At 61.4% G+C, this 25414-nt stretch carries 24 protein-coding genes; 16 read left to right on the top strand and 8 right to left on the bottom strand.

Annotated elements, in window-relative coordinates; translation table 11 throughout:
* Window positions 1-92: 92 nt before the first annotated feature.
* The 7 genes from ACF0H6_RS06330 to ACF0H6_RS06300 form a co-directional block, all read right to left on the bottom strand.
* A complete protein-coding gene (locus ACF0H6_RS06330) occupies window positions 93-1250 on the bottom strand; it encodes a sugar ABC transporter substrate-binding protein (protein WP_395248892.1) in 1158 nt (385 codons plus the stop codon).
* A 103-nt stretch (window positions 1251-1353) separates the two neighbouring features.
* The gene (locus tag ACF0H6_RS06325) at window positions 1354-2421 is read right to left on the bottom strand and encodes an ABC transporter permease (protein ID WP_395248891.1); all 1068 of its coding nucleotides are present in this window, start codon (window positions 2419-2421) and stop codon (window positions 1354-1356) included.
* An 11-nt stretch (window positions 2422-2432) separates the two neighbouring features.
* Complete coding sequence (locus tag ACF0H6_RS06320; RefSeq protein WP_395248890.1) at window positions 2433-3110, bottom strand: ABC transporter permease; 678 nt, start codon at window positions 3108-3110, stop codon at window positions 2433-2435.
* A gap of 11 nt (window positions 3111-3121) precedes the next feature.
* Window positions 3122-3436: a hypothetical protein gene (locus ACF0H6_RS06315; RefSeq protein ID WP_395248889.1), complete on the bottom strand. Its 315-nt coding sequence runs from the start codon at window positions 3434-3436 to the stop codon at window positions 3122-3124.
* Window positions 3433-5043: a sugar ABC transporter ATP-binding protein gene (locus tag ACF0H6_RS06310; RefSeq protein WP_395248888.1), complete on the bottom strand. Its 1611-nt coding sequence runs from the start codon at window positions 5041-5043 to the stop codon at window positions 3433-3435. Before ACF0H6_RS06310 ends, ACF0H6_RS06315 begins: the two co-directional genes overlap by 4 nt.
* A 207-nt stretch (window positions 5044-5250) precedes the next feature.
* A complete protein-coding gene (locus ACF0H6_RS06305; protein ID WP_395248887.1) occupies window positions 5251-5592 on the bottom strand; it encodes a cysteine hydrolase family protein in 342 nt (113 codons plus the stop codon).
* A 7-nt stretch (window positions 5593-5599) separates the two neighbouring features.
* Complete coding sequence (locus ACF0H6_RS06300) at window positions 5600-5956, bottom strand: hypothetical protein (RefSeq protein WP_395248886.1); 357 nt, start codon at window positions 5954-5956, stop codon at window positions 5600-5602.
* Window positions 5957-6346: 390 nt separating this feature from the next.
* Between ACF0H6_RS06300 and ACF0H6_RS06295 the strand changes: the two genes are divergently transcribed.
* From ACF0H6_RS06295 to ACF0H6_RS06255, 9 genes are all read left to right on the top strand, one after another.
* A complete protein-coding gene (locus tag ACF0H6_RS06295) occupies window positions 6347-7348 on the top strand; it encodes a dihydroxyacetone kinase subunit DhaK (RefSeq protein ID WP_395248885.1) in 1002 nt (333 codons plus the stop codon).
* Window positions 7349-7350: 2 nt separating this feature from the next.
* The gene (dhaL, locus tag ACF0H6_RS06290; RefSeq protein WP_395248884.1) at window positions 7351-7995 is read left to right on the top strand and encodes a dihydroxyacetone kinase subunit DhaL; all 645 of its coding nucleotides are present in this window, start codon (window positions 7351-7353) and stop codon (window positions 7993-7995) included.
* Window positions 7996-8228: 233 nt separating this feature from the next.
* Window positions 8229-8846 (top strand): type 1 glutamine amidotransferase domain-containing protein, encoded by a 618-nt coding sequence (locus ACF0H6_RS06285; protein WP_395248883.1) that lies wholly within the window; start codon window positions 8229-8231, stop codon window positions 8844-8846.
* Window positions 8847-9030: 184 nt separating this feature from the next.
* Window positions 9031-10701 carry a GMC family oxidoreductase gene (locus tag ACF0H6_RS06280; RefSeq protein WP_395248882.1) on the top strand — a complete coding sequence of 557 codons (1671 nt, stop codon included), beginning with the start codon at window positions 9031-9033 and terminating at the stop codon, window positions 10699-10701.
* Window positions 10702-10718: 17 nt separating this feature from the next.
* Entirely contained in the window at window positions 10719-11369 is a 651-nt protein-coding gene (locus ACF0H6_RS06275; protein ID WP_395248881.1) for a gluconate 2-dehydrogenase subunit 3 family protein, read from the top strand.
* Between the two features lie 154 nt (window positions 11370-11523).
* Window positions 11524-12669 (top strand): mandelate racemase/muconate lactonizing enzyme family protein, encoded by a 1146-nt coding sequence (locus ACF0H6_RS06270; RefSeq protein WP_395248880.1) that lies wholly within the window; start codon window positions 11524-11526, stop codon window positions 12667-12669.
* 99 nt (window positions 12670-12768) lie between these two features.
* Complete coding sequence (locus tag ACF0H6_RS06265) at window positions 12769-13647, top strand: SMP-30/gluconolactonase/LRE family protein (protein ID WP_395248879.1); 879 nt, start codon at window positions 12769-12771, stop codon at window positions 13645-13647.
* Between the two features lie 623 nt (window positions 13648-14270).
* Window positions 14271-14813, top strand: a complete 543-nt coding sequence (locus tag ACF0H6_RS06260; RefSeq protein WP_395248878.1) for a PadR family transcriptional regulator — start codon at window positions 14271-14273, stop codon at window positions 14811-14813.
* Between the two features lie 5 nt (window positions 14814-14818).
* The gene (locus ACF0H6_RS06255) at window positions 14819-16531 is read left to right on the top strand and encodes an ABC1 kinase family protein (RefSeq protein ID WP_395248877.1); all 1713 of its coding nucleotides are present in this window, start codon (window positions 14819-14821) and stop codon (window positions 16529-16531) included.
* Between the two features lie 58 nt (window positions 16532-16589).
* Here ACF0H6_RS06255 and ACF0H6_RS06250 read toward each other — a convergent pair whose 3' ends face one another.
* A complete protein-coding gene (locus tag ACF0H6_RS06250; protein WP_395249896.1) occupies window positions 16590-18050 on the bottom strand; it encodes an SLC13 family permease in 1461 nt (486 codons plus the stop codon).
* 366 nt (window positions 18051-18416) lie between these two features.
* On the opposite strand from ACF0H6_RS06250, the gene ACF0H6_RS06245 reads away from it, so the two are divergent.
* The 7 genes from ACF0H6_RS06245 (at window position 18417) to ACF0H6_RS06215 (ending at window position 25354) form a co-directional block, all read left to right on the top strand.
* The gene (locus ACF0H6_RS06245; protein WP_395248876.1) at window positions 18417-19865 is read left to right on the top strand and encodes an MFS transporter; all 1449 of its coding nucleotides are present in this window, start codon (window positions 18417-18419) and stop codon (window positions 19863-19865) included.
* 170 nt (window positions 19866-20035) lie between these two features.
* Window positions 20036-20911: a sugar phosphate isomerase/epimerase family protein gene (locus ACF0H6_RS06240; protein WP_395248875.1), complete on the top strand. Its 876-nt coding sequence runs from the start codon at window positions 20036-20038 to the stop codon at window positions 20909-20911.
* Window positions 20912-20954: 43 nt separating this feature from the next.
* A complete protein-coding gene (locus tag ACF0H6_RS06235; RefSeq protein WP_395248874.1) occupies window positions 20955-21962 on the top strand; it encodes a Gfo/Idh/MocA family protein in 1008 nt (335 codons plus the stop codon).
* Window positions 21963-22038: 76 nt separating this feature from the next.
* Window positions 22039-22986, top strand: coding sequence for a sugar phosphate isomerase/epimerase family protein (locus tag ACF0H6_RS06230; protein ID WP_395248873.1), 948 nt, complete (start codon window positions 22039-22041; stop codon window positions 22984-22986).
* 55 nt (window positions 22987-23041) lie between these two features.
* The gene (locus ACF0H6_RS06225; RefSeq protein ID WP_395248872.1) at window positions 23042-23689 is read left to right on the top strand and encodes a Gfo/Idh/MocA family protein; all 648 of its coding nucleotides are present in this window, start codon (window positions 23042-23044) and stop codon (window positions 23687-23689) included.
* The gene (locus ACF0H6_RS06220; RefSeq protein WP_395248871.1) at window positions 23643-24209 is read left to right on the top strand and encodes a Gfo/Idh/MocA family oxidoreductase; all 567 of its coding nucleotides are present in this window, start codon (window positions 23643-23645) and stop codon (window positions 24207-24209) included. The genes ACF0H6_RS06225 and ACF0H6_RS06220 overlap by 47 nt, the downstream gene beginning before the upstream one ends.
* Before the next feature lie 98 nt (window positions 24210-24307).
* Entirely contained in the window at window positions 24308-25354 is a 1047-nt protein-coding gene (locus tag ACF0H6_RS06215; RefSeq protein ID WP_395248870.1) for a LacI family DNA-binding transcriptional regulator, read from the top strand.
* Window positions 25355-25414: the final 60 nt, after the last annotated feature.

Raw genomic sequence — 25414 nt, 5'->3', positions numbered from 1 at the left:
GCGCGGCGGTGAAAGTAATCCTTTCCCGCCGCTTGGCCACACATGGGAGGTGCTTCACGCCCTTTGAATTCCTATGCGGGTGGAGCGTCGGCTCAGTATGTTTTCTTCGGGGCCATGATGCCGTTGATGTACGAGGCGTAGGCTTCGACGTTGTCCTTGGTCACCAGATGCGTCGTGATGTTGGAGATCTTGGGGACATAGTTTTTCAGGACCACGGACTGGAAGGCTGTGTCGATCATCCTGGTTGCGTTATCGACGGAATTCACGTCCACTGAGGCGGTCAGTTTGCCGTTCCGGATAGCGTCCATGCCCGAGAGCAGGCCGTCGGCACCCACGATCACGATTCCCTGGGACCCGTCCCACTGTTTCAGTCCAGCAGCATCGACGGCCTGTGAGGCGCCGAGAGCCATGTCTTCGTTTTCTCCGTAGATGGCATTGATGTCAGGGTGCCGGGTGAGGAGGTCTTGGGCTGCGGTGAGTCCCTTGTCGCGCAAATAGCCGCCGTCGGCCGTTCCCACGACCTCGATGCCCGGGTTTTCGGCCAGGGCCTGATTGAAGCCGATCAGCCGTGCCTTGGTCCAGTCAGAGCCGGAGGGGCCCATGATCTGAACGATTTTGCCCTTGCCTTTAAGGGTATCCGCGATATATTTTCCGGCCACGTAGCCGGACTGTGTGCGGTTGTCGTAGCCAATATTGGAGACGGTGTTGATCTGATCAACGGGATAGAGCTCGACGGGCTGGTTGAATTGGAAGATCTTGGTACCGGCGTTCATGGCGTTCTTGTAGACGCCCTGCATGGTGGCGAAGTTGGCGCCCGTGCAGATGAAGACAACGTCGAACTTGCGGCTTGTCCAGGTCTGGACCGTGCTGATCTGTTGTTCAACGGCGTTGAAGTTGCCGGTGGGGGAGGACTTTTCCCACTTCCATTTGACCCCATAGAGGTCTTCCAATTGCGCCATCCGCGTGAAGGCGGCGTTTTCCATCTGCGTGTAGTACTCGGACAGGACCGGAGGAGTGAAGCCGACTTGGACCGTGCGCCCGTTGACGAGTTTTTTGAGGGCGTCGGTGAATGCGGCGCTGCCTTCGGCGCCGCTGCCTCCGGCGCCGCCGCCTCCTGTGGCGGACCCGCCGGGAGGAGTGGTGCAGGCAGTGAGAAGGCCGAGTGTCCCCATCAGGGCACCTGCCCCGAGAATGTTGCGGCGGGTGGATCCTGTCGTCGCGTTCTCGTTTCGTGTCGAGGTTGTATCCATTGTATTTCTCCTTTGAAATTCAGGCAGGGGTGCGGTGCTGTTGTATGGCAGGGGAGCGGGTCACTATCAGCGGGTAGCCGGGCCCAGGCTTCGGGCAAGTGGATCAGTTCAAGGCCTGTTTGGGCATCGCCGAGGGGGCCGATTCTTGCGCTTGCTGCGGGGACAGTTCGATTTCCGCGCTGTTCTGACGCTGCTTGAAGTAGGCGGTAATGCGATCAAGAAGTACGGCAAGCAACAGGATGATTCCGGTGACGACCTGCTGCCATTCGGACGTGACACCGGCAATGTTCATTGCGTTTGCGATCAGGGTGATAGTCAGGGCGCCGAGAACGGCGCCTACCATCCGGCCGTGGCCTCCGGTCAGGGCTGCACCGCCGATGATGGCGGCGGTAATGGCCAGGATTTCATAGCCCGTTCCCAGAGTCGGGGCCACATTGGTGGCACGCCCGGCAAGGATTACTCCGGCGAGTCCGGCACACCCACCGCTCACGACATAGGCGAATGTCTTCACCTTCGAGACTGAAATACCCGAGAGCCTGGCCGCGTCTGGGCTGCCCCCTATGGCGTACAGGTAGCGTCCGATGACGGATTTTCGCAGCATAAGGGAGACGAGGATGCACAAGACAATGGCAACGATGATCGGGACACTAATGACGCCGCCGAGCTTGACCTGGCCTCCAACGATCCTGTATTCGGGGGTCATGTATCGGGTGAAGGGCGTTCCCTTGGTCCAGAGGAACAGCACCCCCCGGGCAACACCGAGCATGGCGAGGGTGGCAACAAAATCGGGCAGCCCCAGCTTTGTGATCATCAGTGAATTCAGCAGGCCGCAGAGGAGCCCGCAGCCAATGCCTGCTAACAACGCGAATGGAAAGATGAGCCCCTGGTTGATCAGGAAGGCTGCTACGCCGGCCGAGAGGCCCATGACCGACCCAACGGAGAGGTCGATTCCACGCGCGATGAGCACGATCGTCATGCCGAGGGCGAGAATCAGCACGAAGACCGCCTGGTTTGCTATGTTTTCCCAGTTTCCGAAACTGAGAAAAGACGGTGCCACGAAGGTCATCGTAAGGATGAACAGGATGAGCAGGGCCACCAGGCCGGATCCAGGCTTGGCGAGGAGCGTTTCGATCCGGTTGCTGAGGGCAGCTGCGTTCAAGGAAGAAGACATTTCGGGCCTCACTAAGCATTCTGGGTTGCGGCCGGTACCGGGGACACCGGGCGAAGTGCGGACTGCAGCCATTTTTGGGCGCCGCGGTCGAAGGCCACCGCAGCAACGATGGCCGCGCCGGTCACGATCGAGAACCAGAGCGGGTCGACTCCGATCAGTTGCAGACCGCGGCTGAGGACGGATAAGAAGAAGGCTCCGAGGGCAGCGCGCCAGATGCTTCCTCGGCCACCGGCGAGGGCGACTCCGCCCACTACGCACCCGGCGATCGCTGTCAGCTCATAGCCGCCCCCGAGTCCTGGCTGGACGGAGTTGAGGTGCGATGCCAGGAGCACTCCGCCGATGCCGGCGATAATTCCGGAGATGATGAAAACCGAGAACTTGGTCCGGCGCACGCTGACCGCGGCCAAGTACGCCGCGTTTGGGTTGATGCCCACGGCGTAGATCGTGCGTCCGAAAGGTGTTTTGATGAGCGCGACCTCCAGAATGAGCAGGATGACTGCTGTGATGAGCACCCCTGTCGGGATCCCGGCGATTTTTCCTCCTGCGAGAGCGAGGAAGGAGCTGTCCGCTGTTCCGGTGAGCTGCGTGCGGGCTGTGAAGACCTGTAGCACCCCCGCCCCGATGCTCAGGGTCGCCAGCGTGACGATAAAGTCGCTGACGCCCAACCCCGCCACGAATGCCCCGTTCACGAGCCCGAAGATCAGCCCGGTGGCGACACCGGCAAGTACCGCAAGGAAGGGGGCGCTCCGTTCATGATGGCGAAGAGGGTTGCCGCTGCACTCAGGCCGATGTTAGAGCCTATGGACAGGTCGATTCCGCCGCTGATCAGTACGAAGGTCAGGCCGGCCGCCAGCAGCACTGCGGAAACGGATTCGACGAAGGTGTTGTAAATATTGTCGGGGCTAAGGAAATACGGAGATGCGACGGCAAAGTAAACGCACATGATCAGGAAGACGATCGAGACGGCGACGCCGTCAATGGCCAGTACTCGTGAAGAACGCTGGAAGATGCTCATACTGCTACCGCTCCTCGGGTTGCCAGAGAGATGATTCGTTCGCCGAGTTCACTGGTTTCGGACGCTGTTTCGTCACGGCCGGTGCTCTCGAGTTCGCCTACGATGGTTCCTTCGCGCATCACGGCGATACGGTCGGATACCCGGATCAGTTCGGGCAGTTCGGAGCTGATCACGATTGCCGCACCTCCCTGGTCAACGAATTCGTAGATCAACCGGTAGACGTCGGCCTTGGCGCCGACGTCGATGCCCTGGGTGGGCTCATCGAAAATAATCAGGTCGGGTTCGGTGAAGAGGCAGCGTGCGATGACGACCTTCTGCTGGTTCCCGCCACTGAGATTGCGGATTTTTTCCTGCACGGAACCTGTCTTTACGCCCAGGTCACTGACGTACCTTTTCGCGGTGGCCGTCTCTTGGCGGCCGCGGAGGAACAGGCCAGCGGCGGCCGTCCTTTTCAGATCCGAGATTGTGATGTTCCGCTTGATCGAGAAGTCTCCGAGAATAGCGTGGGTTTTGCGCTCTTCGGGCACGTAGGCGATGCCACTTCTGCGGGCGTCGCGGGGGGAGCGGATGACCACGGGCTGGGAATGCAGGAAGATTTTTCCTGAGTCCGGGCGGTCGGCGCCCAGGACGACCATTGCAGTTTCCGTCCGTCCTGCACCGGCGATTCCAGCCAGTCCGAGGATCTCTCCCCGGCGGACGGAGAGGCTGATGTCATGAAGTAGGGGGTGGCGGGTGACTGAATCCAGCCGCAGGACCTCGTCCCGTGCCCCGATGAAGCCGTGCACCCGTCCTTCCTCGACGATCTCTTCCCGTGCTGCCAGGTTGGACCGCCCGACCATGAGTCGGACGAGCGATTCGGCTGTCTGTCCGGCAGGGTCTACGGTTGCGACCAGTTGGCCATCGCGGAGCACTGTGATGGTGTCGGCCAGTCCGAAGAGCTCATCGAGACGGTGTGTGACCCAGAGCAGGGAGATCCCCTTCTGGCGTAGCTGGCGCATGTAGCTGAACAATGTGAGACGTTCGTGATCGGCCAAGCCGGATGTTGGTTCATCCAGGATCAGGACCTGTGTCCGGAAGGCCAATGCTTTGATGATCTGCACGACGTGCTGCTTAAGGGCTCCGAGGGCTTCGACCGGGACTCTAGTGTCGTGGTCGGTGAGGCCGAACTCATGCGCGAGTTCATGGACCCGGGTGCGCATTTCCTTTTCGTCCAGAACACCCGCCACGCGGTTCCTGCCGCTGATGAGTTCGCGGCCGAGGAAGATGTTCTCCACGGCGGTGAGATTCGGGGCAAGCGACTGTTCCTGGTGGACCGTCGAAATGCCGAGATCTTGGGCGTCCCGCGGGGTCCCGATCGTGACCTCGGAGCCGGCAATCCGGACTGTTCCGGCCGTAGGGGACACCGTTCCGGACAGGATGTTAATTAGAGTCGACTTTCCCGCGCCGTTCTCGCCGAGAAGTCCATGGATCTCGCCGGGGCGCAGATCGATGTCGACGTTGGCCAGGGCCACGACGCCCGGGTAGACCTTCCCGACTCCCCGTACGGACACGATGGGCTGATCGTCAGGTCCAGCCGGGGCGCTTTGAGACTTTTCGTTGTTGTTCATTCCAACCTCATCGTCGAAATAGTTTCCCTGTGGCTATTGGGTACCCCGGTAACCCGGTGGTCTGATGACTTGGCGCGGATCTCCTGCGTGCCCGCGAAGCGGGCCGGGGAGGTCGGCTGTCAATAATCGGAAAGCAGTTAGGAGCAGTTGACGAGGGCCTCGTCCCGCCGGAGACCCGGCGGGACGAGCCGGTGAATCAAAGAGCGCCTAAGCGGCGTCGATGAGTTCGAGAAATTCTTTGCTCGTGCGAACGTCGCCGTGGTTGGCCTGGATATTCCTCAGTGCCTCCCAGTGCTGGCCATAGCCCAGCGGGTCGTCCTGTCCCGAGGGGATGGCTGCGCAGGTGTCGGCGAGGGTGATGATCTTGAAGTCCTGGTTGGCTCCGTCGATGGCCGTGGCCATCTGGCAGTTGCCCGTCGAGAGGCCGGCGATGACGAGAGTATCAGCACCCGCGCGGCGCATGTACTCGGTTAGCGGCGTGCCGTAAAACGATGAGAAACGGTGCTTGCGGATCACCGGCTCGTCATCCAGCGGTTTGAGCTCATCCACAAGCTCGTCACCCCCGTTGCCCCAGGAAGCCTGGGAAGCTACCGAGTTGGCCTTCCAGGCCCCATTTGACGTCGGCGAAGCCGGCGTCCTTACCGTCCCCGCGGAGACCCCACAGCGACCACACGACAGGAATGCCCTTCGCGCGGCAGGCTTCAAGCACGTTCTTGACCGGCTCGATGGTGTCCTTGCCCTCCGGGGCGCCCCCGACGCTGGGAATGTACATGGCGCCGCCGGGCTCTGCACATGCCTTCTGCATGTCGAGTACGAGCAGCATCGTCTTCTTGGGATCGATGGTCGGAGCAAGGTAGTGCGAACGGTCGATAATCTTGTCGATGTTTTCGTAGGTGTAGTCCAGTGAAGACATTTGTTCTCCTTGATACGGGGCGGCAGCATTGCCTGCACCCTCGGTTTTCCGCGCGGTCGCGGTCTTCAAGCCTCACCGGACCCCTCTTCCTGCGGTAGAGAGAGCTGGATGGCAGGTGATCCGGTGGTCTGAACACTACGAGACGGAAAAAGCACTGTCAATACTTTTCCGTGATTTCTGCCACTGCATTGACAGCGGACCGCCGGCTGCAGACGGGCGACGGGATAAATCGGGGGGGCATTCTCATTCCGTATCAAAGGGCGGGGATTGACGGAAACAGTTTTCTAGGGAATGCTTCCGGTCAGACCACCTGATCATCGAACCAGAGGCCTTTGATCGGTGCGACCGAGGAATTACGCGGACCCTAAAGCCGGAGGTAAGTGGAAGCCAATGAAAAAATTCGTGAATGAACCATCGGCTGCGGTGGATGACTATGTGGCGGGGCTGGTAGGCGCGCATCGGGAAATCCTGGAGTGGGACAGCGGGAATCGGGTGCTTCAACGCCGGGAAGTTCCCCCTCTTCCCAAGGTTGGGCTCGTGGGGGGCGGTGGATCAGGCTGCGAACCAACACATACCGGTTTCGTCGGTTATGGGATGCTTGACGCCGCCGCGCCGGGCCAGATCTTCACATCCCCCGTCCCGAACCAGATCGTGGCCGCTACCCGCCGCGCCGATTCGGGAAAGGGGGTTCTGCATATCATCAAGAACTTTACGGGCGAGGTGATGAATTTCGGGATGGCTCAGGAGATTCTGTACTTCGAGGACATCCAGGTTGCCCAGGTCGTCGTCAACGATGACGTATCGATCCCCGACGACGGGGAAACTGCCGGGCGTCGGGGCCTCGGTGCCACGGTCCTCGTCGAAAAGATCGCAGGCGCTGCAGCTGAGGAGGGCCGGGATCTGTCCGAGGTGCTGGCCGTTGCCCAGAAAGTGGTCTCCCGCTCGGGAACGTTCGCGGTTGGACTGTCCTCGTGCACGCCTCCTGCACGCGGAAAGCCGGTGTATGAACTTGCCGAAACCGACATGGATCTTGGTATCGGCATCAGCGGTGAACCCGGGCGTGAACGGGTCCCGATGGCCAACGCTAAGGAAATTGCCCGTCTGATGGTCGACGAGGTCTTAGCTGACCTCGCACCGGAGGAAGGCGGTGACCTTCTCATGCTGGTCACCGGGATGGGAGCCACGCCGCATCACGAGCTCTATCTTCTCGCCGGCGAACTGGTCGCGGCGGCAGAGGCCCGCAGCGCCCGCGTCACACGTCAGCTGGTGGGAAATTTCGTGACTTCCCTCGATCAGGCGGGCGCCGCAGTAACCTTCCTTGAACTCGACCAGGAGCTGACAAACCTATGGGATGCTCCGGTCCAAACAGCCGCACTGCGGTGGGGACGATGAAAATGACAACAGACACCAACCTGACAAGAACCGACCTGGAGCGGTGGATCCTGGATTTTGCAGACCAGATTATCGAACAGCACCTCGTCCTCAGCGATCTGGACGCCGCCAGCGGCGACGCAGATCACGGCTCGAACATGGAGCGGGGAATGTCTGCACTGCTCAAGTCCGTGCCCGATTGGGACAAGGCCGCGACTCCAGGGGAGTTCCTCAAGGACGTCGGCCTGCACATCGTTTCCTCGGTCGGAGGGTCCAGCGGTGCGCTCTACGGAACGATCTTCCTTCGGATGGCAAGAGCGGTGGGCGCCGCGCCGACGATCAACCCGGGACGGCTCTCGGACGCCTTCGAAGCGGCAGCGCAGGGCGTCGTTGAGAGAGGCAACGTAAAACAAGGGGACAAGACCATGTTTGACGCCCTGGCGCTGTCCGTTCAAATGCTGAAGGCGAAGTTGACGGAGAAGAAATCGCTGTCAGAGGCCCTGGAATCGGCAGCGACGGCGGCTGAAGCCGGCCGCGACGCGACCTCCGACATGGTCGCCCGCAAGGGCAAATCCAGCTACGCGCGGGAGAACTCCAGAGGGTTCATTGATCCCGGGGCAGTGTCCGTTGCCATGCTGATCCGCTCGGCGGCCAGAACCCTCGGATAACTGGCCCGCAGCGTTTTTCCCGGGCAGGATCAGGGCGCTTAGACCCTTGACACCGACGAGCAAATGCGGAAGAGTTCAGACCACCTGATAACCGGATGATTGGAATGGTGGGCGACAGCGTTCACCAAACCTGCAGTTCGGAGGCCAGGCCGCTTGGTCGGGTCAGACATGCCACCATTGAGCGCAGCGTTATTCCCCGTCAGCTATACACACAATGAGAAAGTGAGCCACCCATGAGTTTGCATGGATCCAAGATTGCCCTGTTGATCGAAGATGAGTACCAGATCCTGGAGGGCTGGTACCCCCTGCTCCGCCTGCAGGAGGCCGGAGCGGATGTGCGGGTCATCGGCAGCGGCACGAAGAACAGTTACCACAGCAAGGAGAACTACCCGATGGAGGTCGACGCGGCTGCGGCCGACGTCAGCGCCTCCGACTTCGACGCCGTCGTCGTCCCGGGCGGCTTCGCGCCGGACAACATGCGCCTTCACCCTGAAATGATCGGCCTCGTCCGGGACATGAATGAGGCAGGCAAGCTCGTCACCGCTATCTGCCATGGCGGATGGGTCCTGGTATCTGCCGGTGTGCTCAAGGGCAAGAACGCCACCGGTTACCTGCCGATCAAGGACGACGTGGAAAACGCGGGCGGCACCTGGGTCGATGAAGCGGTTGTCGTGGACGGGAACGTCATCACCTCGAGGACCCCGGTCGATCTTCCCGATTTCACCCGCGCGATCATCGCCTACCTCGAAGGCCGCCCGACCGAAACCGAACACGCCACACACAACCGCGCCACGGACCTGACCGGTGACCCGGCCGGCACGCGGTACGAGACCGGGGCGTCCGTCTCCTAGCGGATGCGGCCATCCCCGCGGGCAGAAGCACCAGTGCGTGTTGACCCGCGGATCGGTGCGGACGGGCCGCGTTTCCGCGAGGTGGGCGGCCCAACCGCACAGCACCGGTTCCTGGAGCGTAAAACCGAAAAGACAGAAGGTATGAACGGCACGTGGTGCCGTCATCGAACTTAGGAGAATCTCAGTGGCTACAACGAAGAAGCCTGAACCCGTTGACGCCGTCGTCGTCGGACTGGGTGCCAACGGCGGTACAGCGGCGAAAGTCTTGAGCGAGGCAGGGCTGAAGGTGATCGGTTTTGACCGCGGGCCCTGGCTTCGTGCCCACGAACACTACTCCGGCGACGAGTTGAAATTCGTCAACCGCAACTACATGTGGCCTGACCCGACGCTGTTCCCGCGAACCCTCCGGTATGCGGAGGACGAAGTGGCGCAGCCGTTCTCGTTCTCCCCGACCCCCCAGATGGTCGGCGGCGGAACGAACCACTGGGCCGGCTGGGTTCCCAGACCGCGGGAATCGGACTTCATGCTGCGCTCCCTCCACGGCGACGTCGACGGCATGAACCTGGCTGACTGGCCGTTCCGGTACGAGCACTTGGAACCCTACCTGACGAAAGTCGAATGGGCCTTCGGGGTCTCGGGCATCGCCGGCGCCGATAAGTACGAGCCCTACCGCTCCAAGGGGTACCCGAGCCCGCCCCTGCGTCCCACCCGCTACGGAAAACGCTTCTATGACGCCTGCAACAAGATGGGTATCAACGCATTTCCGATCCCACACGCGATGGTCACCAACAACCACAACGGACGTGACCCCTTCAACAAAACCAGCTTCTGGAACCAGTACGGTGATCCCTCCGGCGCCCGGTCCAACGTCCTGACCACCTTCATCCCGGACGCGCTGGCCACGGGAAATTTTGAGGTCCGCGCGGAGAGCTTCGTCCGCGAAGTGAAAATCGGCAAAGACGGCAAAGCCACCGGTGTCCTCTACGTGGACCCGGACGGAAACGAGGTCGAACAGGACGCCAAGGTCGTCATCCTGGCCCTGGGTGCCATCGAATCTGCGCGCCTAATGTTGCTCTCCCGCTCTTCGCAGTTCCCGGACGGGCTGGGGAACAGTTCTGGGCTGGTGGGCAAGAACGCGACGTTCCACGAATACCTGTTCGCCGTTGGCCTGTTCGACAACGAGCTCGACGAGCCGTTGAACGGCTTCACCGGTAACTACATCTCCGGCGGATCCCTCGAATTTTACGAAACGGATGAAAACCGCGGACACATTGGCGGGTGCATCATTTCCGCCTCGCAGACCTGTCATCCAGTCAATTGGGTCTTCCCGGGCCGGCCCACCTGGGGGGACGCCCTCAAGGACGCGGACCGAAACTATTTCAACTACGCCATGAAGATCGGCCTGATCCTTCATGACATGCCCGTGGAATCAAACCGGGTCGACCTTGACCCCACGATCAAGGACGCTTGGGGGCTTCCGGTGGCCCGGATCACCCACCGGCCCCACGCCAACGACATCGCCATGGGCAAATGGCAGGTAGACAAAAACGCCGAAATCCTCGAAGCCGCCGGTGCCCGCAAGACGGTCCCGGTCTACCTGGACAAGATGACCGGCAATACCTGCCACCAGCACGGCACGGCCCGCATGGGCGTGGACCCGGCCAAGAGTGTGCTCAACGAATGGGGCCAGTCCCACGACGTCGACAACCTGTTTGTCGTTGACGGCTCCGGCTTCCCGACTGCCACCGGTGTCAACCCCACGCTGACCATGATGGCTAACGCGTGGCGCTGCTCGGACTATATCGCCACTACCTACTCCAAGGGTCGGGCCGAACGGCTCGCCCAGCCGGCCTGACGGAAGGACTTGCTGAAATGACGCTGAAATCAGAATGGGAAATTGTCGGCGAACCCGTCGACCCGGATTCCACGGAGCGGTACTTCTTCACCGACCACGAATGGAACACTGTCGAGGCGGCAACCGCACGCATCATGCCCACGGACCAGGACCCGGGGGCTAGGGAAGCCCGAGTGGTCGTCTTCATCGACCGGTACGTGTCGGGGATCGACTACATCTTCGCGGCAGCGGACGGCTCGGGGTTCCTGAAGCTCGCAGGCAAACACGCCGACGCGTGGCGCGGCCGGCAATTCAAGATGCAGGAGCTCTACCGTGACGGCGTCAAGGCTTTGGACGCCATTGCCCGGAACGTGGACGGAAAGAACTTCGTAGACCTTGACGAGGAGCAGCAGGACCAGGTGCTGATTGCACTTTCAGGGGCCCCGAAGCCGATCAAGGTCACCCTTGGCACAAAGGAACCGGTCACGACGTTCCTTCAGGGATCGTTCGATGAGAACCTTCCGTTCTTTGACACGCTGTGCCTGCACACACGCCAGGGCTTCTACAGCGACCCGGTGTACGGCGGTAACAAGGATCAGATGGGGTGGAAAACCATTGGATTTCCTGCGTCCGAAATCGCTCAAGGACACCATGGACGGTACTTACGACACCACCGAGTACTTCTATGACGGCGACTATGACTGGTACGACCTGATCCCGCACCTGAACCAGTCGGCCCCCCGCGATCACTAACCGTAAGCACGGAAGGCGGCGGCCTGGTATTCCCCAAAGTGCCGGGCCGCCTTCCGCAGATTCGCAACACCCGCGAAAGGACCTAAGAGCATGAAAATAACAGAGGTAAAGGCCTTCCCCGTCGGGGTGCCACTGGATGAGCCGCTTCGCTGGGGCGCGATGGAAGTTAACGTTAAAGGCGGCATCATCGTCCGGGTAAAAACCGACGAAGGTATCGAAGGGATCGGTGAAGCCGGGTTCTCAGCAGAATACTTCCCCACCGTGGGTCCCATCATCAACCACCAGCTGGGTCCCATGCTCGTCGGGCGTGACCCACTGGATATTGCGTCCATCTGGCAGGACATGCTCAACGCCACACACATGTGGGGTCGCCGGGGGATCGAGACCTACGCGCTGAGTGGCATCGACATCGCCCTGTGGGATCTTCTCGGTAAGGCCAGCAACCAGCCTGTCTACCGTCTCCTTGGAGCCTCGAAGTCGAAGGTGAAAGCGTACTACGCGCCGTCCCTAAAGCCGACCGAGGAAATAGTTGAAGAGTCTATAGCCGCCGTGGAGCAGGGCTTCTGCGCCATGAAGCTGCGCAACGGTCCCAGTCTCAGCAAGGGCGTGGACATGGTCGCCCGGGTCCGTGAAGCCGTCGGTCCCGACGTCGACATCATGGTGGATGCGAACATGGCCTTCGACCGCCGGGAGGCGCTTGCCCTTGCCACTGAACTTGAGCAATTAGGCGTGTTGTGGCTTGAAGAACCCATTCTTTCCCGCAGTCTCACACAGTACATCGACGATCATTCGTGGCTCTCTGACCGCGTTTCGCTCAAACTCGCCGGTGGCGAGTCACTGCTTACCCGCTACGAGTACCTCGACCTTCTGCGCAAGCGGACCTTTGATGTCCTGCAGCCGGACTGCACGAGCGTCGGCGGAATCTCGGAGTGCAAGCGGGTGGCGGATATGGCTAGTTCCTGGAACCTATGGTGCGTCCCCCACATTGCCTGCAGCTCCGGAACCGGAGTGGCTCTGGCCGCCGGGCTTCATATGATTCTGAGCTGCGAGAATGCGCCCATGATCGAATTTGACGCCTACGGGGGACCGGGCTGGGACGGGCTGCTTGAACAGCCTCTCACAGCCACGGGCGGATATGTTGAAGCACGGGAGGTTCCCGGACTGGGCATCGACTTTGCAGATGGAGCATTGGAAAAATACACGCTAACCGATGCACGGTTCGCCTCGGCTGCGTGAATGACATAAGCGTTGGCGCTGGTGTCGCGCTCCCAGCCGCGCGACACCAGCGGGGCTTGACCGCACCTGATTAAAACCACTGTCTGGAGAGTCCTGATCATGAAAAGCAAGCACGTCGACATTGCCATCGATGCCGCCGCCGATCTTGCCGAGGGACCGTGGTGGGACGAGCAGCGGCAGGAACTCCTGTGGGTTGACATCTTCGCCGGTAGGATCCACGTGCTTGACCCCGCATCAGGTCTGGACCGCAGCATCGACGTCGGCCAACCGATTGGCATGGTCGCCCGTCGCCAGTCAGGGGGACTGGTGTGCGCAGTACGCGACGGGATCGTTTTCATCCACACTGATGGAAACGCCTTCGAGCTCGCTGTCCCCATTGAGTCAGCCATTCCCGGTAATCGGATGAATGACGGCGCCTGCGACCCTGCCGGACGCCTCTGGGCCGGGACAATGGCAACGGACCTCTCACCATCGGCCGGGAGCCTCTACCGGATCAGCAGCACACTCCAGGTGACACCGGTACTCTCGAACGTTTCCATCTCAAACGGTCTGGACTGGTCTCCCGATGGCCAAACGTTCTACTTCACCGATTCGACCACTAAAAGGCTGGATGCCTACGATTTCGATATCGATACGGGCGAGATAAGCAACGGCCGCGTTCTGGTCGATCTGCCTGATCCTATCGCCACGCCGGACGGAATAGCGGTCGACGCCGAGGGAACCATCTGGGTGGCCATGTGGGACGGGGGTTGTGTCCACCGCTTCAGCACCAAGGGTAGGTTGCTGGAAACGCTCGATCTGCCCGTTACCAGGCCTACGAGTGTCGCCTTCGGCGGCCCCGCCCTCAATCAGTTATTCATCACCTCCGCTCGCAACGGGCTGACTCCCCGGCAGCTCCAGGACCAGCCCCATGCAGGTGCAATCTTCGTACTGGAGCCGGGCGTTACGGGAAGATCCCCGTACTCTTTCCGCGGCTAGAGCACCATACCGGGAGCTAGTGCCGCAGAGCCTCTCCTGGCACAAATCTTGGGATGGTTCCGGCGTGCTGTCGGCGCTCGGGGACGCCGATGTTTTCGTCGCACCGCGTCTGACAAAGGCAATGGGAGCAGCGGCCCAGAGTCCTGCTGATTCATACCGCCTGGGCAGGCTTCGACGAGATAGAGACGCCTAATGCCCACGCTGGCGTCAACCTAAAACGCTACGGTGCGTGCGACGCCGCACCACCAGGGAGGTCAGCAGTCCTGAACAACAACAGCAGCGGTGGTATTTAGACGGAGCGACTGTATCGCTCAATATCGCAGGAGGAGCACGGGACTCTGAGTGGAGCCCGGCAGCGCACAAGCTTTGCTCCACGAACTGATGGGGCGAAAGTCTCCTGACAAGTCGTCCTAGAAAGACCGTCGGCTCCGAAATTCCGGTGAAAGTGCGGGCACACACACGCTCCTCGCTGCTTCTATGCCACTGTGTTCGAACCCTAGATTTTTGCCAGTGTGGGAATGTATCTTTAACTATCGTTGAATATCGTTCGTGATTGACAGACGTGATTGACAGACGTGATTGACAGACGTGATTAACAGGCGTGATTAACAGAGGAGAGCGTGATGCGTAATTCATTCCCGGCAGGCGGATTTGGGCCCGGCAACATTGACAGTGTGTGGGACTTCTTTGAGGAGCTGCGCTCAAAGTTTGAGAAGCGCCCGGGCACGCGAGCGGGTCGCGGTGAAGTCCGGTCGGCGGTGCTAGCCCTGTTGGCGGAGCGGCCAATGCATGGCTATCAGATCATCCACGAAATCGAGGAACGCAGCGGTGGCAACTGGAAGCCCAGTGCAGGCTCCGTTTACCCTACGCTGCAGTTGCTGGCCGACGAGGGGCTCATCACTGCCGAAGAATCCAATGGCCGCAAGATCTACTCGCTGACCGAGGCAGGTCGTGAAGAGGCTGAGGGTGCCGATGCGTCAGCGCCCTGGGAGTCGACGGGACCGGCGTCAGGCGCCGACTTCGCCGCGTTGCCCAAGGCTGGTGTTGAGCTCGCGCAGGTCGCGGCCCAAGTGGGCCGCAGTGGCTCGCCGAAGCAGGTTCGGGAGGCCGTGGCGGTGCTCGACGACGCACGTCGTCGGCTGTACTCGATCCTCGCCCAGGACTGACAGGGGTGACGTCTGTTCGACGCGACCGGGCAGATGTGGGGCCCGGTGCGGGGGACACCCGCGCCCGTTACCGGCGTATCCTCCGCTTCGCTCTGTGGCATCTCGCGATTACTTGGTGGTTTGAGCTCTTCCTCCCTCGTATCGGTCTGAGCAGGATCGCGGAACGCACCCGGACCAAGAGGATGCAGCGCTTCGCGCAGCGCTTCCATGCGCTCGCGGTGGAGCTCGGCGGTCTGATGATCAAGGTTGGCCAGTTCATGTCATCTCGGCTCGATGTGCTCCCGCCGGAAATCACCGCTGAACTGGAAGGTCTTCAGGACGAGGTGCCGGCCGTCCCATTCCATGCGATCCGTGCCCTGGCCGAGGCGGAGCTAGGTGCGCCGTTGGAGGCGGTGTTCGCCTCAGTCGAGGAGACTCCCATTGCCGCGGCCTCCCTTGGACAGGCGCACCGGGCGCAGCTTCTTCCCGGCAATGCCGCGGACGCCGGGCTCGCTAGCGCCGTGTTGAAGGTGCAGCGGCCGGGTATTGGCGCGATTGTCGACGTCGATCTGGCCGCGCTGCGCAAGGTGGCCGGCTGGCTTAGCCACGTGCGCGTCGTGTCGGACCGTGCCGACATCCCTGCCCTGGTCAAGGAGTTTGCGCAGACCAGTCTCGAGGAGATCGACTACCTGAACGAGGCAGCGAATGCGGAGCGTTTTGCCGGTGATTTCGCCGACGACGGCAGAGTAGCGGTGCCCGACGTCGTATGGGAGCGGACCACGCGCCGCGCGCTCACTCTCGAGGATGTCACTGCGATCAAGATCACGGACGCAGAGGCGCTTCTTAAGGCAGGGATCGACCCAGCGGAGGTTGCCCCGGTTTTTGCGTCGGTCATGTTCGATCAGCTGTTCACGAACGGTTTTTTCCATGCAGATCCGCACCCGGGCAATATCTTCATCACTCCGACTACCGATTCATCCGCAGAGCATCCATGGAAGCTGACCTTCATTGACTTCGGCATGATGGGTGAGGTTCCACCCAAGACGCGCAGCGGCCTGAGGAAGCTTCTCATCGCGGCTGCCTCGCGTGACGGTAAGGGGTTGGTGGCCGCGATCAGCGACGTGGGTGTCCTGGTGCCGTCAGCCGACACGGTTAAGCTTGAGCAAGCGATGACGCATCTCTTCGCCCGGTTTGGCGGGATGGGCTTCGCCGAGCTTCGCGAGGTCGACCCCCGGGAGTTCCGTGATTTTGCAGTGGAGTTCGGTGACGTAGTCCGGTCGTTGCCGTTCCAGTTGCCGGAGAATTTTCTCCTCATTATCCGCGCGATGTCGCTGACGTCGGGTGTGTGCAGCTCGCTGGACGCCCGGTTCAATCTGTGGGATTCGGTCGAGCCCTACGCGGCGCAGCTGCTGCGAGACGAGCGCGGCAATATTGTGCAGGATGTGGCTCAGCAAGCGCTCGACGCCGCGGGGGTCGCCGTGCGTCTGCCGAAACGGCTGGATGGGCTCCTCAGCCGGATCGAGGACGGTTCACTTTCGATATCCAATCCGCGCCTTGAACGGCAGGCGGCACGTCTCAACCGCACGGTGCAACGACTGGCATCGGCACTGGTGTTTGGAGCCTTGCTCATCGCGGGTTCCGTGGTCCGAGCGGACGACACCGTGCTCGGGAATGTGCTCATGATCGTGTCGGTGGTTCCGCTACTGAGTGTGTTGTGGCGGGGACGCCGTGGCCGCTAAGCAAGCCCGTGGGCAGCTGTCGGTGCCAGCGAGGACAACGGGCCAAGAGATGCTCGGATCAGACAAAAAGGGATAGCAACAGAGTGAATCCGAATCCCACGACGGAGATGATGGTTTCCATGACCGACCAGGTCTTGATCGTTTCTCCCACGGTCAACCCGAAGTATTCCTTGACCAGCCAAAAACCGGCGTCGTTGACGTGCGAGAAGAACAGCGACCCGGCACCGATGGCGAGCACAACCAGAGCTAACTGAGCCGGCGCCAGACCGGTTGCCAAGGGAGCGATGATGCCAGCCGCGGTGACGGTAGCCACCGTCGCCGAGCCTGTGGCAAGACGAATCAGCACTGCGATTATCCACCCCAGCACCAAGGCCGACAAGCTGGCAGCTACTGCGATTTTGGCGATCGCGGTTCCGGTACCGCCGTCCACCAGAACCTGCTTGAAGCCGCCGCCTGCGCCAACGATGAGCATGACTCCGACAATCGGCAACAGGCTCTGGCCAATTTTCGTCGTCAAGGTTGAGGCGGAGAAGCCCACCCTGGTGCCGAACGTAACCATGGCAAGGAGCACCGCCACGAGCAGCGCGAAGACCGGATCGCCGATGAAGTCCAGCAAGGGCCGCACGGCAGCGCTTTTGTCCAGCCAAATGTCCGCCCCGGCTTTGATCAGCATCAGCACCAACGGCGACAGCAGGGTGACCAGAGTCCAGGCGAACGACGGGCTGGCCGTGGCTTCCGGATCCTGTGCTTTACCGGAGGGCGCGTCGTGGCGCGGACTGGCGGCTTGTGCGCCTGGACCCTGGGATCGCTTCGGCTGGGCATTCGTGCCGGCTCCAACCGCGCCGGCTCCAACCGTCACGGCGAGGCCGGCGCCGGCGGCGCCGATGGGCACCATTCGCGCCGCGAGACGGCCAAACAGGGGCCCGGCGAGGATGACAGTTGGGATCGCTATGAGGAGGCCAAAGGCAAGAGTCACACCGACATTGGCGTGCAGGATACCGATTGCGGCCAAAGGTCCCGGGTGCGGAGGGATGAAGCCGTGGAGTACCGACAGGCCGGCCAGGGCTGGAATGCCAAGCCGCATCGCCGGGCCCTTGGAACGGTGCACGGCGAGCATCACCACCGGGATGAGCAGCACGAGCCCGATCTCGAAAAACATGGGGATGCCGATGATGCCGGCGATGAGCGCCATTTTCCAAGGAAGCGTTGCCGGCCGGCCGTGGAGAAGGGTGTCCACGATCTTGTCCGCGCCGCCGGAGTCAGCCAATAGCTTGCCCAGCATGGCTCCGAGTGCGATGAGGACGCCGACATAGCCCAGCACGCCACCGACCCCGTTTTCGTAGGAGGTGGTCACTTTGTCCAAGGCGATACCTGAGGCAATACCGACGAAAAGGGCGCCGATGCTCAAGGCCAGGAAGGCGTGCAACTTCGCCCAGATGATGAGCAGGACGACGATCGCGATTCCGATGGCCGCTACCACAAGCACTTGTGTGTCGTGGCCGTTCCAAGGTTGATGCATCGCGTCGGTGGTGGCGTCGGTTGCGACCCTGGCAAAGGGCCTGTTGAGGATGGAGATTCCGTTCATGGTTCCCGTCCTGTTCCGCTCGGCCCCCGGCCGAACTTGTCCACGATTCGTTGGGCAATAATCCCGGAGCCGGACCGACGTTGATCCGGATTTCGGCCTCGCCTCAAGACAGTTCCGCGAGGTCTGCGCATTGTCCCGCGGCTATCTTGTCGATATTTGTTGAGGGATGCAAGGCCCCGGGGGGTTCAGGATTCGCGCCCAGCGGGCTTCTGAGCAGGGTAAATGCTTCCTTCACGCCAAAATGAGAAGCATACTGATGATCTACTGCTCAACTGATCTACTGCTCAACGAGGAGAGGGCATGCCAGCAACGCGAGGTGCAACGAGCGACATCATCGAAACCAACATCCCGGGCCGCTTGGATCGCCTCCCTTGGTCTCGCTGGCATTGGATGATCGTTGTCGGCTTGGGAACAGTCTGGATCCTCGACGGCCTGGAGGTGACGATCGTCGGAGCTATCGGCGACAGCCTCACACAGCCGAAGGGCGGCCTCGGCATGTCTACCGCGGACATCGGCTTGGCTGCCGCGATTTATGTGTCCGGCGCGTGCGTCGGGGCCCTTGGGTTCGGCCATCTCACTGACAGGTTCGGGCGGAAGAAACTCTTCCTGCTGACCCTCGGGCTCTATCTGGTTGCCACAGTAGCCACCGCGTTCTCCCTCAATCCACTGTGGTTCTTCGTTTGCCGCTTCTTCACGGGTGCGGGCATCGGCGGGGAATATGCGGCGATCAACTCCGCAATCGACGAGCTCATCCCGGCGGCGCGCCGTGGCCTTGTGGATTTGGCCATCAACGGCTCTTACTGGCTCGGGACGGCATTCGGCGCTTCGGTGTCGGTGCTGCTGCTCAACCCGAGTTTCTTCGCTCCGGGCATCGGCTGGCGCCTCGCGTTCGGCCTGGGCGCTTTTCTCGGTTTGCTGATCTTGCTCGTGCGGCGCAACGTGCCTGAATCGCCGCGGTGGATGTTCATCCACGGCCGCGACAAAGAGGCGGATCAATTGGTTCGTACCATCGAGGACCAGGTGGAAGAGTCCACGGGGGAGAAGCTGTCCACCGTTCACGAAACACTCAAGGTCCGTCAGCGCAAGTCGATCGGTTTCGGTGTCATCATCAAGACGGCGGTTCAGCGCTACCCGAAGCGGGTTGTCCTGGGCCTGTCGCTGTTCATTGGCCAGGCGTTTCTCTACAACGCGGTGTTCTTCACCTACGCGCTGGTGTTGACAAAACTTTTGAATGTCCCGGGAGACGTCGCCCCATGGTCCCTGGTTCCGATCGCCGTCGGGAATTTCCTTGGCCCGCTGATCCTGGGCCGTTTCTTCGACAGCGTCGGCCGCCGCACCATGATCTCCGGTACCTACATTGCGTCCGGTGTCCTGCTGGCCGGCACGGCATTCCTGTTCTCCAGCGGGGCGCTGGACGCCTTCTGGCTCACCGCTTGCTGGATGGTGATCTTCTTCTTCGCTTCCGCGGGCGCAAGTTCCGCCTATCTGACCGTGAGTGAAATCTTCCCGATGGAGACCAGGGCCATGGCCATCGCGTTTTTCTACGCAGTTGGCACTGGACTCGGCGGCATTATCGGCCCCATCCTGTTCGGTCAGTTCGTTGAACAAGGAATCCAAGCAGTCGCCTTCGGCTATGTCATCGGCGCGGTGCTGATGGTTGCCGCGGGAGTCGTCGAGATTGTGTTCGGTGTTGAGGCCGCAGGACGGACATTGGAGGACATAGCTGCTCCCATCACCGCCCAAACCTAGAAACGCCAGTCCGACGGCGGCTCTCCCGTGGGCGGGCGGGCCCGGTTCACCTTTGGGTCACCCGTCGATGCTCCAAACATGTGTTGCCAATATTATGGCAATCGGTTGCAGGAATGGTTAGACTTTTGGGAATACCGCACGCCTGTGAACTACATTTCCGCGCCATCGCCATGCGACCGCCGGATCCAAAGGAGATTTCCGTGTCTGAAACCAAAGTCGTGTGGAGCCTGTCCGGTTTCGGCGACGAAATAGATCCCGATCCGGCGGTCCAGGCGGCCGTTCTGCTGGCCCTTGGAGCCAGCCATATCGAGGTGCGCAGCGCGTGGGGCACCAATGTTTCCGAGCTTGAGCCGGAAGCGGTCGGGCGGCTCAAGGCCATCCTGGACGAAAAAGGCTTGAAGGTTTCCGCGGTCGCAAGCCCCATTGGCAAGGTGGATGTCAGCCTGCCCGTAGACCATGAGCTCGCCCGGCTGCGGCAGATTATTTCGGTAGCCAAGGGCCTGGAGACAAGATACATCCGTATCTTCTCCTTTTACCGAGCTGAGGGCCAGAGCCAGGAGGACATCCGCGACTCAGTCATGGAGCGCATGACCGCGCTCGCCCAGGAAGCCGCCGCGTCCGGCGTCGTGCTTCTGCACGAAAACGAAAAGGGCATCTACGGCGACACTCCGGAACGCGTCCTGGACATCATGGAAACCGTCGATTCGCCGGCGCTCCGCATCGCCTGGGATAGCGCCAACTTTGTGCAGGTGGGCGTCAAGCCCTACACGGAGGGCTATGCCATGTTGCGCCCTTATCTCGAGTACTTCCAGGTCAAGGATGCAATCGCCGGCACGGGTGAAGTGGTGCCCTCAGGTGAAGGCGACGGCGAACTGGACGCCACCATTGCCGCGCTCAAGGCCGACGGTTTTTCCGGCTTTGCCTCGCTGGAACCGCACCTCGCCAGCGCCCACGAGCTGGGCGGTTTTTCCGGGCCGGTCACCTTCGGCAATGCGGCGCGAGCCTTTGCGGCGCTCGCAGCCACGAACGGTGTTGCCCTCGCCTGAGGGCCTGTAGGTTCAAAGAAAAACATCTTCCGAGGGAGCAAGAATGTTTACAGCAGCAGTCATCGGTTGCGGTGATGTATCGAGCGTGCACTTCGGGGCGCTGGCCAAGATGGATAACGTTGAACTCGTTGCAGTCTGCGATACCGATCCCGGTCGACTGAAGGCCGCAGCCAACGCCTTCAACGTCGCCGGGTACGCTGACCGCCTGGAGATGCTTGAGGCGGTGAGGCCCGACGTCGTACACATCTGTACTCCTCATCACCAGCATGCTTCGGTGGCTGTGGACTGCCTTGATCGTGGCATCAGCGTGATTGTCGAGAAGCCTCTGGCCCACACTCTCGAAGAAGGGCGTCGGGTGGTCGAGGCGGCTCAACGGAGCACGGCGAAAATTGCAGTCTGTTTCCAGAATCGCTACAACGCGACGGCGCAGGCGATGCGGCGCCTGCTCGACGACGGCGGCCTGGGTCAGGTTCTGGGCGCCTCGGCAACCGTGATGTGGCACCGGACGGCGGAGTACTACCAAGACCGTCCGTGGCGCGGGACCTGGGCAGAAGGCGGAGGCGGTCTGATGATGAATCAGGCAATCCACACCGTCGATCTGCTCCAGTGGTTGGTGGGCGATGTGAAAAAAGTGGAAGGCCGCGCTTCCACCCGCGCACTGGGTGGCGTGATCGAAGTTGAGGACACCGCGGAGTTCATCGCCGGGCACGCGAACGGCGCCCAAAGCGTCTTCTACGCCACCTTGGCAAACGCCACGAATGCCCCCGTGACGCTGGACATCGTGACCGAAAAGGCCACGCTCAGCCTTCGCGGCGACCTCACTGTCAGCTACGCCGACGGCACCGTGGAGACCATCCCGGAACGGGTCGTGGAGTCCGGAGGCCGGGCGTACTGGGGCGTATCGCACGAGCTCCTCATCAAAGACTTTTACGCAAAACTCGGAGACCCTGCGCCGTTCTGGATCAGCCCTGCTGAAGCCGAGAAGTCACTCAGGATCGTCAAGGACATCTACGCCCAGAGCTACCCGGATGTTCCCGGGCTGGTGGGCTAAAGCAATTCTTGACAACCGGTTGCCAAGTTCTGACTAAGGCCGTATTCTGAATCACATACCGGGGAAATCAGGTGGCGTGCGACACATCTGTGCCGAGGACGTCGCGGTGGTCCATGAGGCCCGGCAAATGACCCGTGAGGGCCCAGAACACACGGAGGACAAATTGGCCAAAATTGGCGTACAAGCGATGATGCTGAAAGGCAGTTTCGCCGAACTCGGAGCGTTTGAAACGCTTCGCAAGGTAAGCGCGATCGGGTACAACGCCGTCGAGATCTCCCAGATTCCGATGACGCCGGAGAACGTTGCCGAGCTGGACCGTTCCCGCGATGAACTGGGCATGGACATCGCAGCACTGTCCGTCGCGACGGAGACACCCAAAGGCGTGCCGGGTGATTCGCTCAAGGACCATTTCGAGAAGATCGTTGACGATGCGAAGCGCCTGGATGCACACCTCCTGCGGATCGGCATGATGCCGTTCCCGGCCATGAAGTCGATAGACGCGGTGGTGGAATTCGCGAAGCAGGCCAATGAGTACGCCGAAAGGCTCCAGGAACAGGGCCTCGGACTTTACTACCACAACCACCACATCGAGTTCGCGAAGTTCGGCGGCAAGTACGTGCTGGACATCATTGCCGAAAACTCTCCGGCGATGGGCATGGAGATCGACGTCCACTGGGTACAGCGCGGCGGCCTGGACCCTGTCCGGACCCTCGCCAAGTACGCCGGGCGCACTGCGATGGTGCACCTGAAGGACTACCGGATTGGGGAACTTCCGGAGCCGGCCTTCGGACTCCTGGAAACGGGGGACGTCATGGGCTTCATGGCCGAGTTCAAGAACGTGGTCCAATTTGCCGAAGTGGGCGAGGGCAACCTCGACTTCCCGTCCATCATTCCCGCCGCCCAGGCCGCCGGCGCTGAGTACCTGCTCGTGGAGCAGGACGAGCTTTACGGACGCACGGTCTGGGAAGCCCTGCAGACGTCATACGACAACCTGGTGGCAATGGGCCACGCCGACCTCTTCTAGGTTCGCCTTCCCGGATCCATAAGACTTCACCCCAACCGAAGACGGAGATTCATTCATGAGCACGAAAGTACGCCTCGGCATCATCGGCCTGGGCCAACAGGGCGGCTCGTACGCCAAGTTCATCACGGACGGCCTGGTCCCGAACATGGTGATTGGCGCCATCTGCGATATCGACCCCGCCAAGAAGGAACTGGCCGCCACCCAGTATCCTGATGCGCCGTTCTACGACGACTACATCGCCATGATCGAAAGCGGCGACGTCGATGCGATCGTCACGTGCGTGCCTCACTACCTGCACCCGGAAATGGGCATCGAAGCGCTCAAGCGCAACATCCACGCGCTCGTGGAGAAGCCGGCCGGCGTCTACACCAAACAGGTCAAAGAACTGAACGAGTTCGCTGCTTCCAAACCTGAGCTTTCCTTCGGCATCATGTTCAACCAGCGCAACAACCCGCTCTACAAGAAACTCAAGGAGATCGTCGACAACGGCGAGATCGGCAGAATCCGCCGCACCAACTGGATCATCACCAACTGGTGGCGCCCACAGGGCTACTACAACTCCAGCGAATGGCGCGCGACGTGGGGCGGCGAAGGCGGCGGTGTCCTGGTCAACGCAGGCCCCGCACCAGCTAGACCTCTGGCAGTGGATCTGCGGTGTGCCGAAGTCCGTCTACTCCAAGGTGGCATACGGTTTCCGCCGTGACATCGCCGTGGAAGACGAGGTCACCGCCGTCGTGGACTACGGCGACGGCGCCACCGGCGTGTTCGTCACGGCGACGCACGACCTCGTGGGAACCGACCGTTTCGAGATTCTGGGCGACCAAGGCAAGATCGTGGTGGAAAACAGCAAGGTCGCCACCGTGACGCGCCTGATCAAGCCCGAGCGCGAACTCAGCGACGGCATGGACATGGAGGATGTCCGCAAGCTCTTCATGGGCGAATTGAAGTCCGAGGACTACTACACCACCGAGGTCATCGAGTTTGAGTCCGTGTGGGGCGGGCAGCACGCTGGAGTCCTGGAAAACTTCGCAGCTAACATCCTGGACGGCACTCCGTTGCTGGCCCCGGGTTCGGACGGCATCAAGGGCGTCCGTTTGGCCAATGCCATCCACCTGTCCAGCTGGACCGGCCGGGAAGTCCCGCTCGACTTCGACGAAGAGGAATACATGCGGGAGCTCAACAAGCGGATCAGCGAAGAGGGCAAGTTCGCCGAGCGCTCCTAGTCTGTTCTCCGAAGGAGGACGGTAGAGGAGGACGGTCGCCAGCCAGCCGGTGTGGCAACCGTCCTCCTTTTGTTGCCAGGCCGGATTACGATGGAGCCGTGACTGAAGCGACGAACGCCGGAGCAGTAACCCTCCCCAGCAAACGCGGGCGCGGGGAGAAATCCTCACCCACCATCTACGACATCGCGAAGCTTGCGGGAGTCAATCCGTCCACGGTGTCACGCGCGCTGAGCAAACCGGGCAGGGTCAGTGCCAAGACCCAGAAGATCATTGAGGATGCCGCAGAGCAGCTCAACTACCAGGTGAACCCCTTCGCCCGGGCGCTACCCACCGGCCGGACCCAGACAATTGGGCTCATCGTCGCCGATATCACCAATCCGACGTTCTTTGACATCATCCGCGGAGCCGAGACCACCGGTTCCGCCCGGGATTACACCATGGTGTTGGCAGAGTCCGCGGAATCCCCGGAAACCGAGCTCAAAGCGGCCCGCCGGATGTTGAGCACGGTTGACGGCCTCATCCTGGCAAGCCCGCGCATGGACGATGAAAAGATCCGTGACCTGGCATCGGACAAGCCGGTGGCGGTCATCAACCGCGAAATCGACGGTGTCCCGTGCGTCGTTCCCGATGTCAACAAGGGCATCAGCCAGGCCGTGCGGAGCCTCGCGGCCAACGGACACAAGCAGCTCGCCTACGTGGCCGGCCCGCCGCAGTCCTGGATGTCCCGCCGCCGCTGGGAGGGTGTCCAAGCGGCCTGCGAATGGTACAAACTGCAGGCCGTCCGCTTGGAATCTTCCATGCCAACGGTCGACGGCGGCCGCCAAGTAGCGCGCGACGTCCTCGCGAGCGGCACTACGGCAGTGATCACTTACAACGATCTGCTCGCGATTGGTCTCATGCAGGAATTGCAGGCCGCCGGCATGCGCGTTCCCGACCAAATCAGCATTGTCGGCTTTGACGATATCTTCGGAGCAGACTTCACGACGCCACCGCTCACCACCGTCAGATCGCCGTTGGGGGAGTGCGGGTCCCGTGCGGCCACCCTCTTGCTGGACATGTTGCTTGGCCATGACGGCCCTGTGGGAGCGGTACGGGTGGATACGGAGCTCGTGGTTCGAGGCTCCAGCGGAAGGCTGATGGCCTAAGTCCTCCCGCACGCGGTCATGGTTGCAACGGGGTGGCAATTGATGGCAACCGGTTGACAG

This window comes from Arthrobacter sp. NA-172 (assembly GCF_043952055.1).
Classification (GTDB): Bacteria; Actinomycetota; Actinomycetes; order Actinomycetales; family Micrococcaceae; genus Arthrobacter.
This window is presented reverse-complemented; position numbering and strand designations above follow the sequence as displayed.

Excerpts from the sequence above, each read along its gene's own strand:
- ACF0H6_RS06330 (WP_395248892.1), bottom strand. The coding sequence starts at position 1,250 with ATGGATACAACCTCGACACGAAACGAGAACGCGACGACAGGATCCACC.
- ACF0H6_RS06325 (WP_395248891.1), bottom strand. The coding sequence starts at position 2,421 with ATGTCTTCTTCCTTGAACGCAGCTGCCCTCAGCAACCGGATCGAAACG.
- ACF0H6_RS06315 (WP_395248889.1), bottom strand. The coding sequence starts at position 3,436 with ATGAGCATCTTCCAGCGTTCTTCACGAGTACTGGCCATTGACGGCGTC.
- ACF0H6_RS06310 (WP_395248888.1), bottom strand. The coding sequence starts at position 5,043 with ATGAACAACAACGAAAAGTCTCAAAGCGCCCCGGCTGGACCTGACGAT.
- ACF0H6_RS06300 (WP_395248886.1), bottom strand. The coding sequence starts at position 5,956 with ATGTCTTCACTGGACTACACCTACGAAAACATCGACAAGATTATCGAC.
- ACF0H6_RS06295 (WP_395248885.1), top strand. The coding sequence starts at position 6,347 with ATGAAAAAATTCGTGAATGAACCATCGGCTGCGGTGGATGACTATGTG.
- dhaL (WP_395248884.1), top strand. The coding sequence starts at position 7,351 with ATGACAACAGACACCAACCTGACAAGAACCGACCTGGAGCGGTGGATC.
- ACF0H6_RS06285 (WP_395248883.1), top strand. The coding sequence starts at position 8,229 with ATGAGTTTGCATGGATCCAAGATTGCCCTGTTGATCGAAGATGAGTAC.
- ACF0H6_RS06275 (WP_395248881.1), top strand. The coding sequence starts at position 10,719 with ATGACGCTGAAATCAGAATGGGAAATTGTCGGCGAACCCGTCGACCCG.
- ACF0H6_RS06270 (WP_395248880.1), top strand. The coding sequence starts at position 11,524 with ATGAAAATAACAGAGGTAAAGGCCTTCCCCGTCGGGGTGCCACTGGAT.
- ACF0H6_RS06265 (WP_395248879.1), top strand. The coding sequence starts at position 12,769 with ATGAAAAGCAAGCACGTCGACATTGCCATCGATGCCGCCGCCGATCTT.
- ACF0H6_RS06260 (WP_395248878.1), top strand. The coding sequence starts at position 14,271 with ATGCGTAATTCATTCCCGGCAGGCGGATTTGGGCCCGGCAACATTGAC.
- ACF0H6_RS06250 (WP_395249896.1), bottom strand. The coding sequence starts at position 18,050 with ATGCATCAACCTTGGAACGGCCACGACACACAAGTGCTTGTGGTAGCG.
- ACF0H6_RS06245 (WP_395248876.1), top strand. The coding sequence starts at position 18,417 with ATGCCAGCAACGCGAGGTGCAACGAGCGACATCATCGAAACCAACATC.
- ACF0H6_RS06240 (WP_395248875.1), top strand. The coding sequence starts at position 20,036 with ATGCGACCGCCGGATCCAAAGGAGATTTCCGTGTCTGAAACCAAAGTC.
- ACF0H6_RS06235 (WP_395248874.1), top strand. The coding sequence starts at position 20,955 with ATGTTTACAGCAGCAGTCATCGGTTGCGGTGATGTATCGAGCGTGCAC.
- ACF0H6_RS06225 (WP_395248872.1), top strand. The coding sequence starts at position 23,042 with ATGAGCACGAAAGTACGCCTCGGCATCATCGGCCTGGGCCAACAGGGC.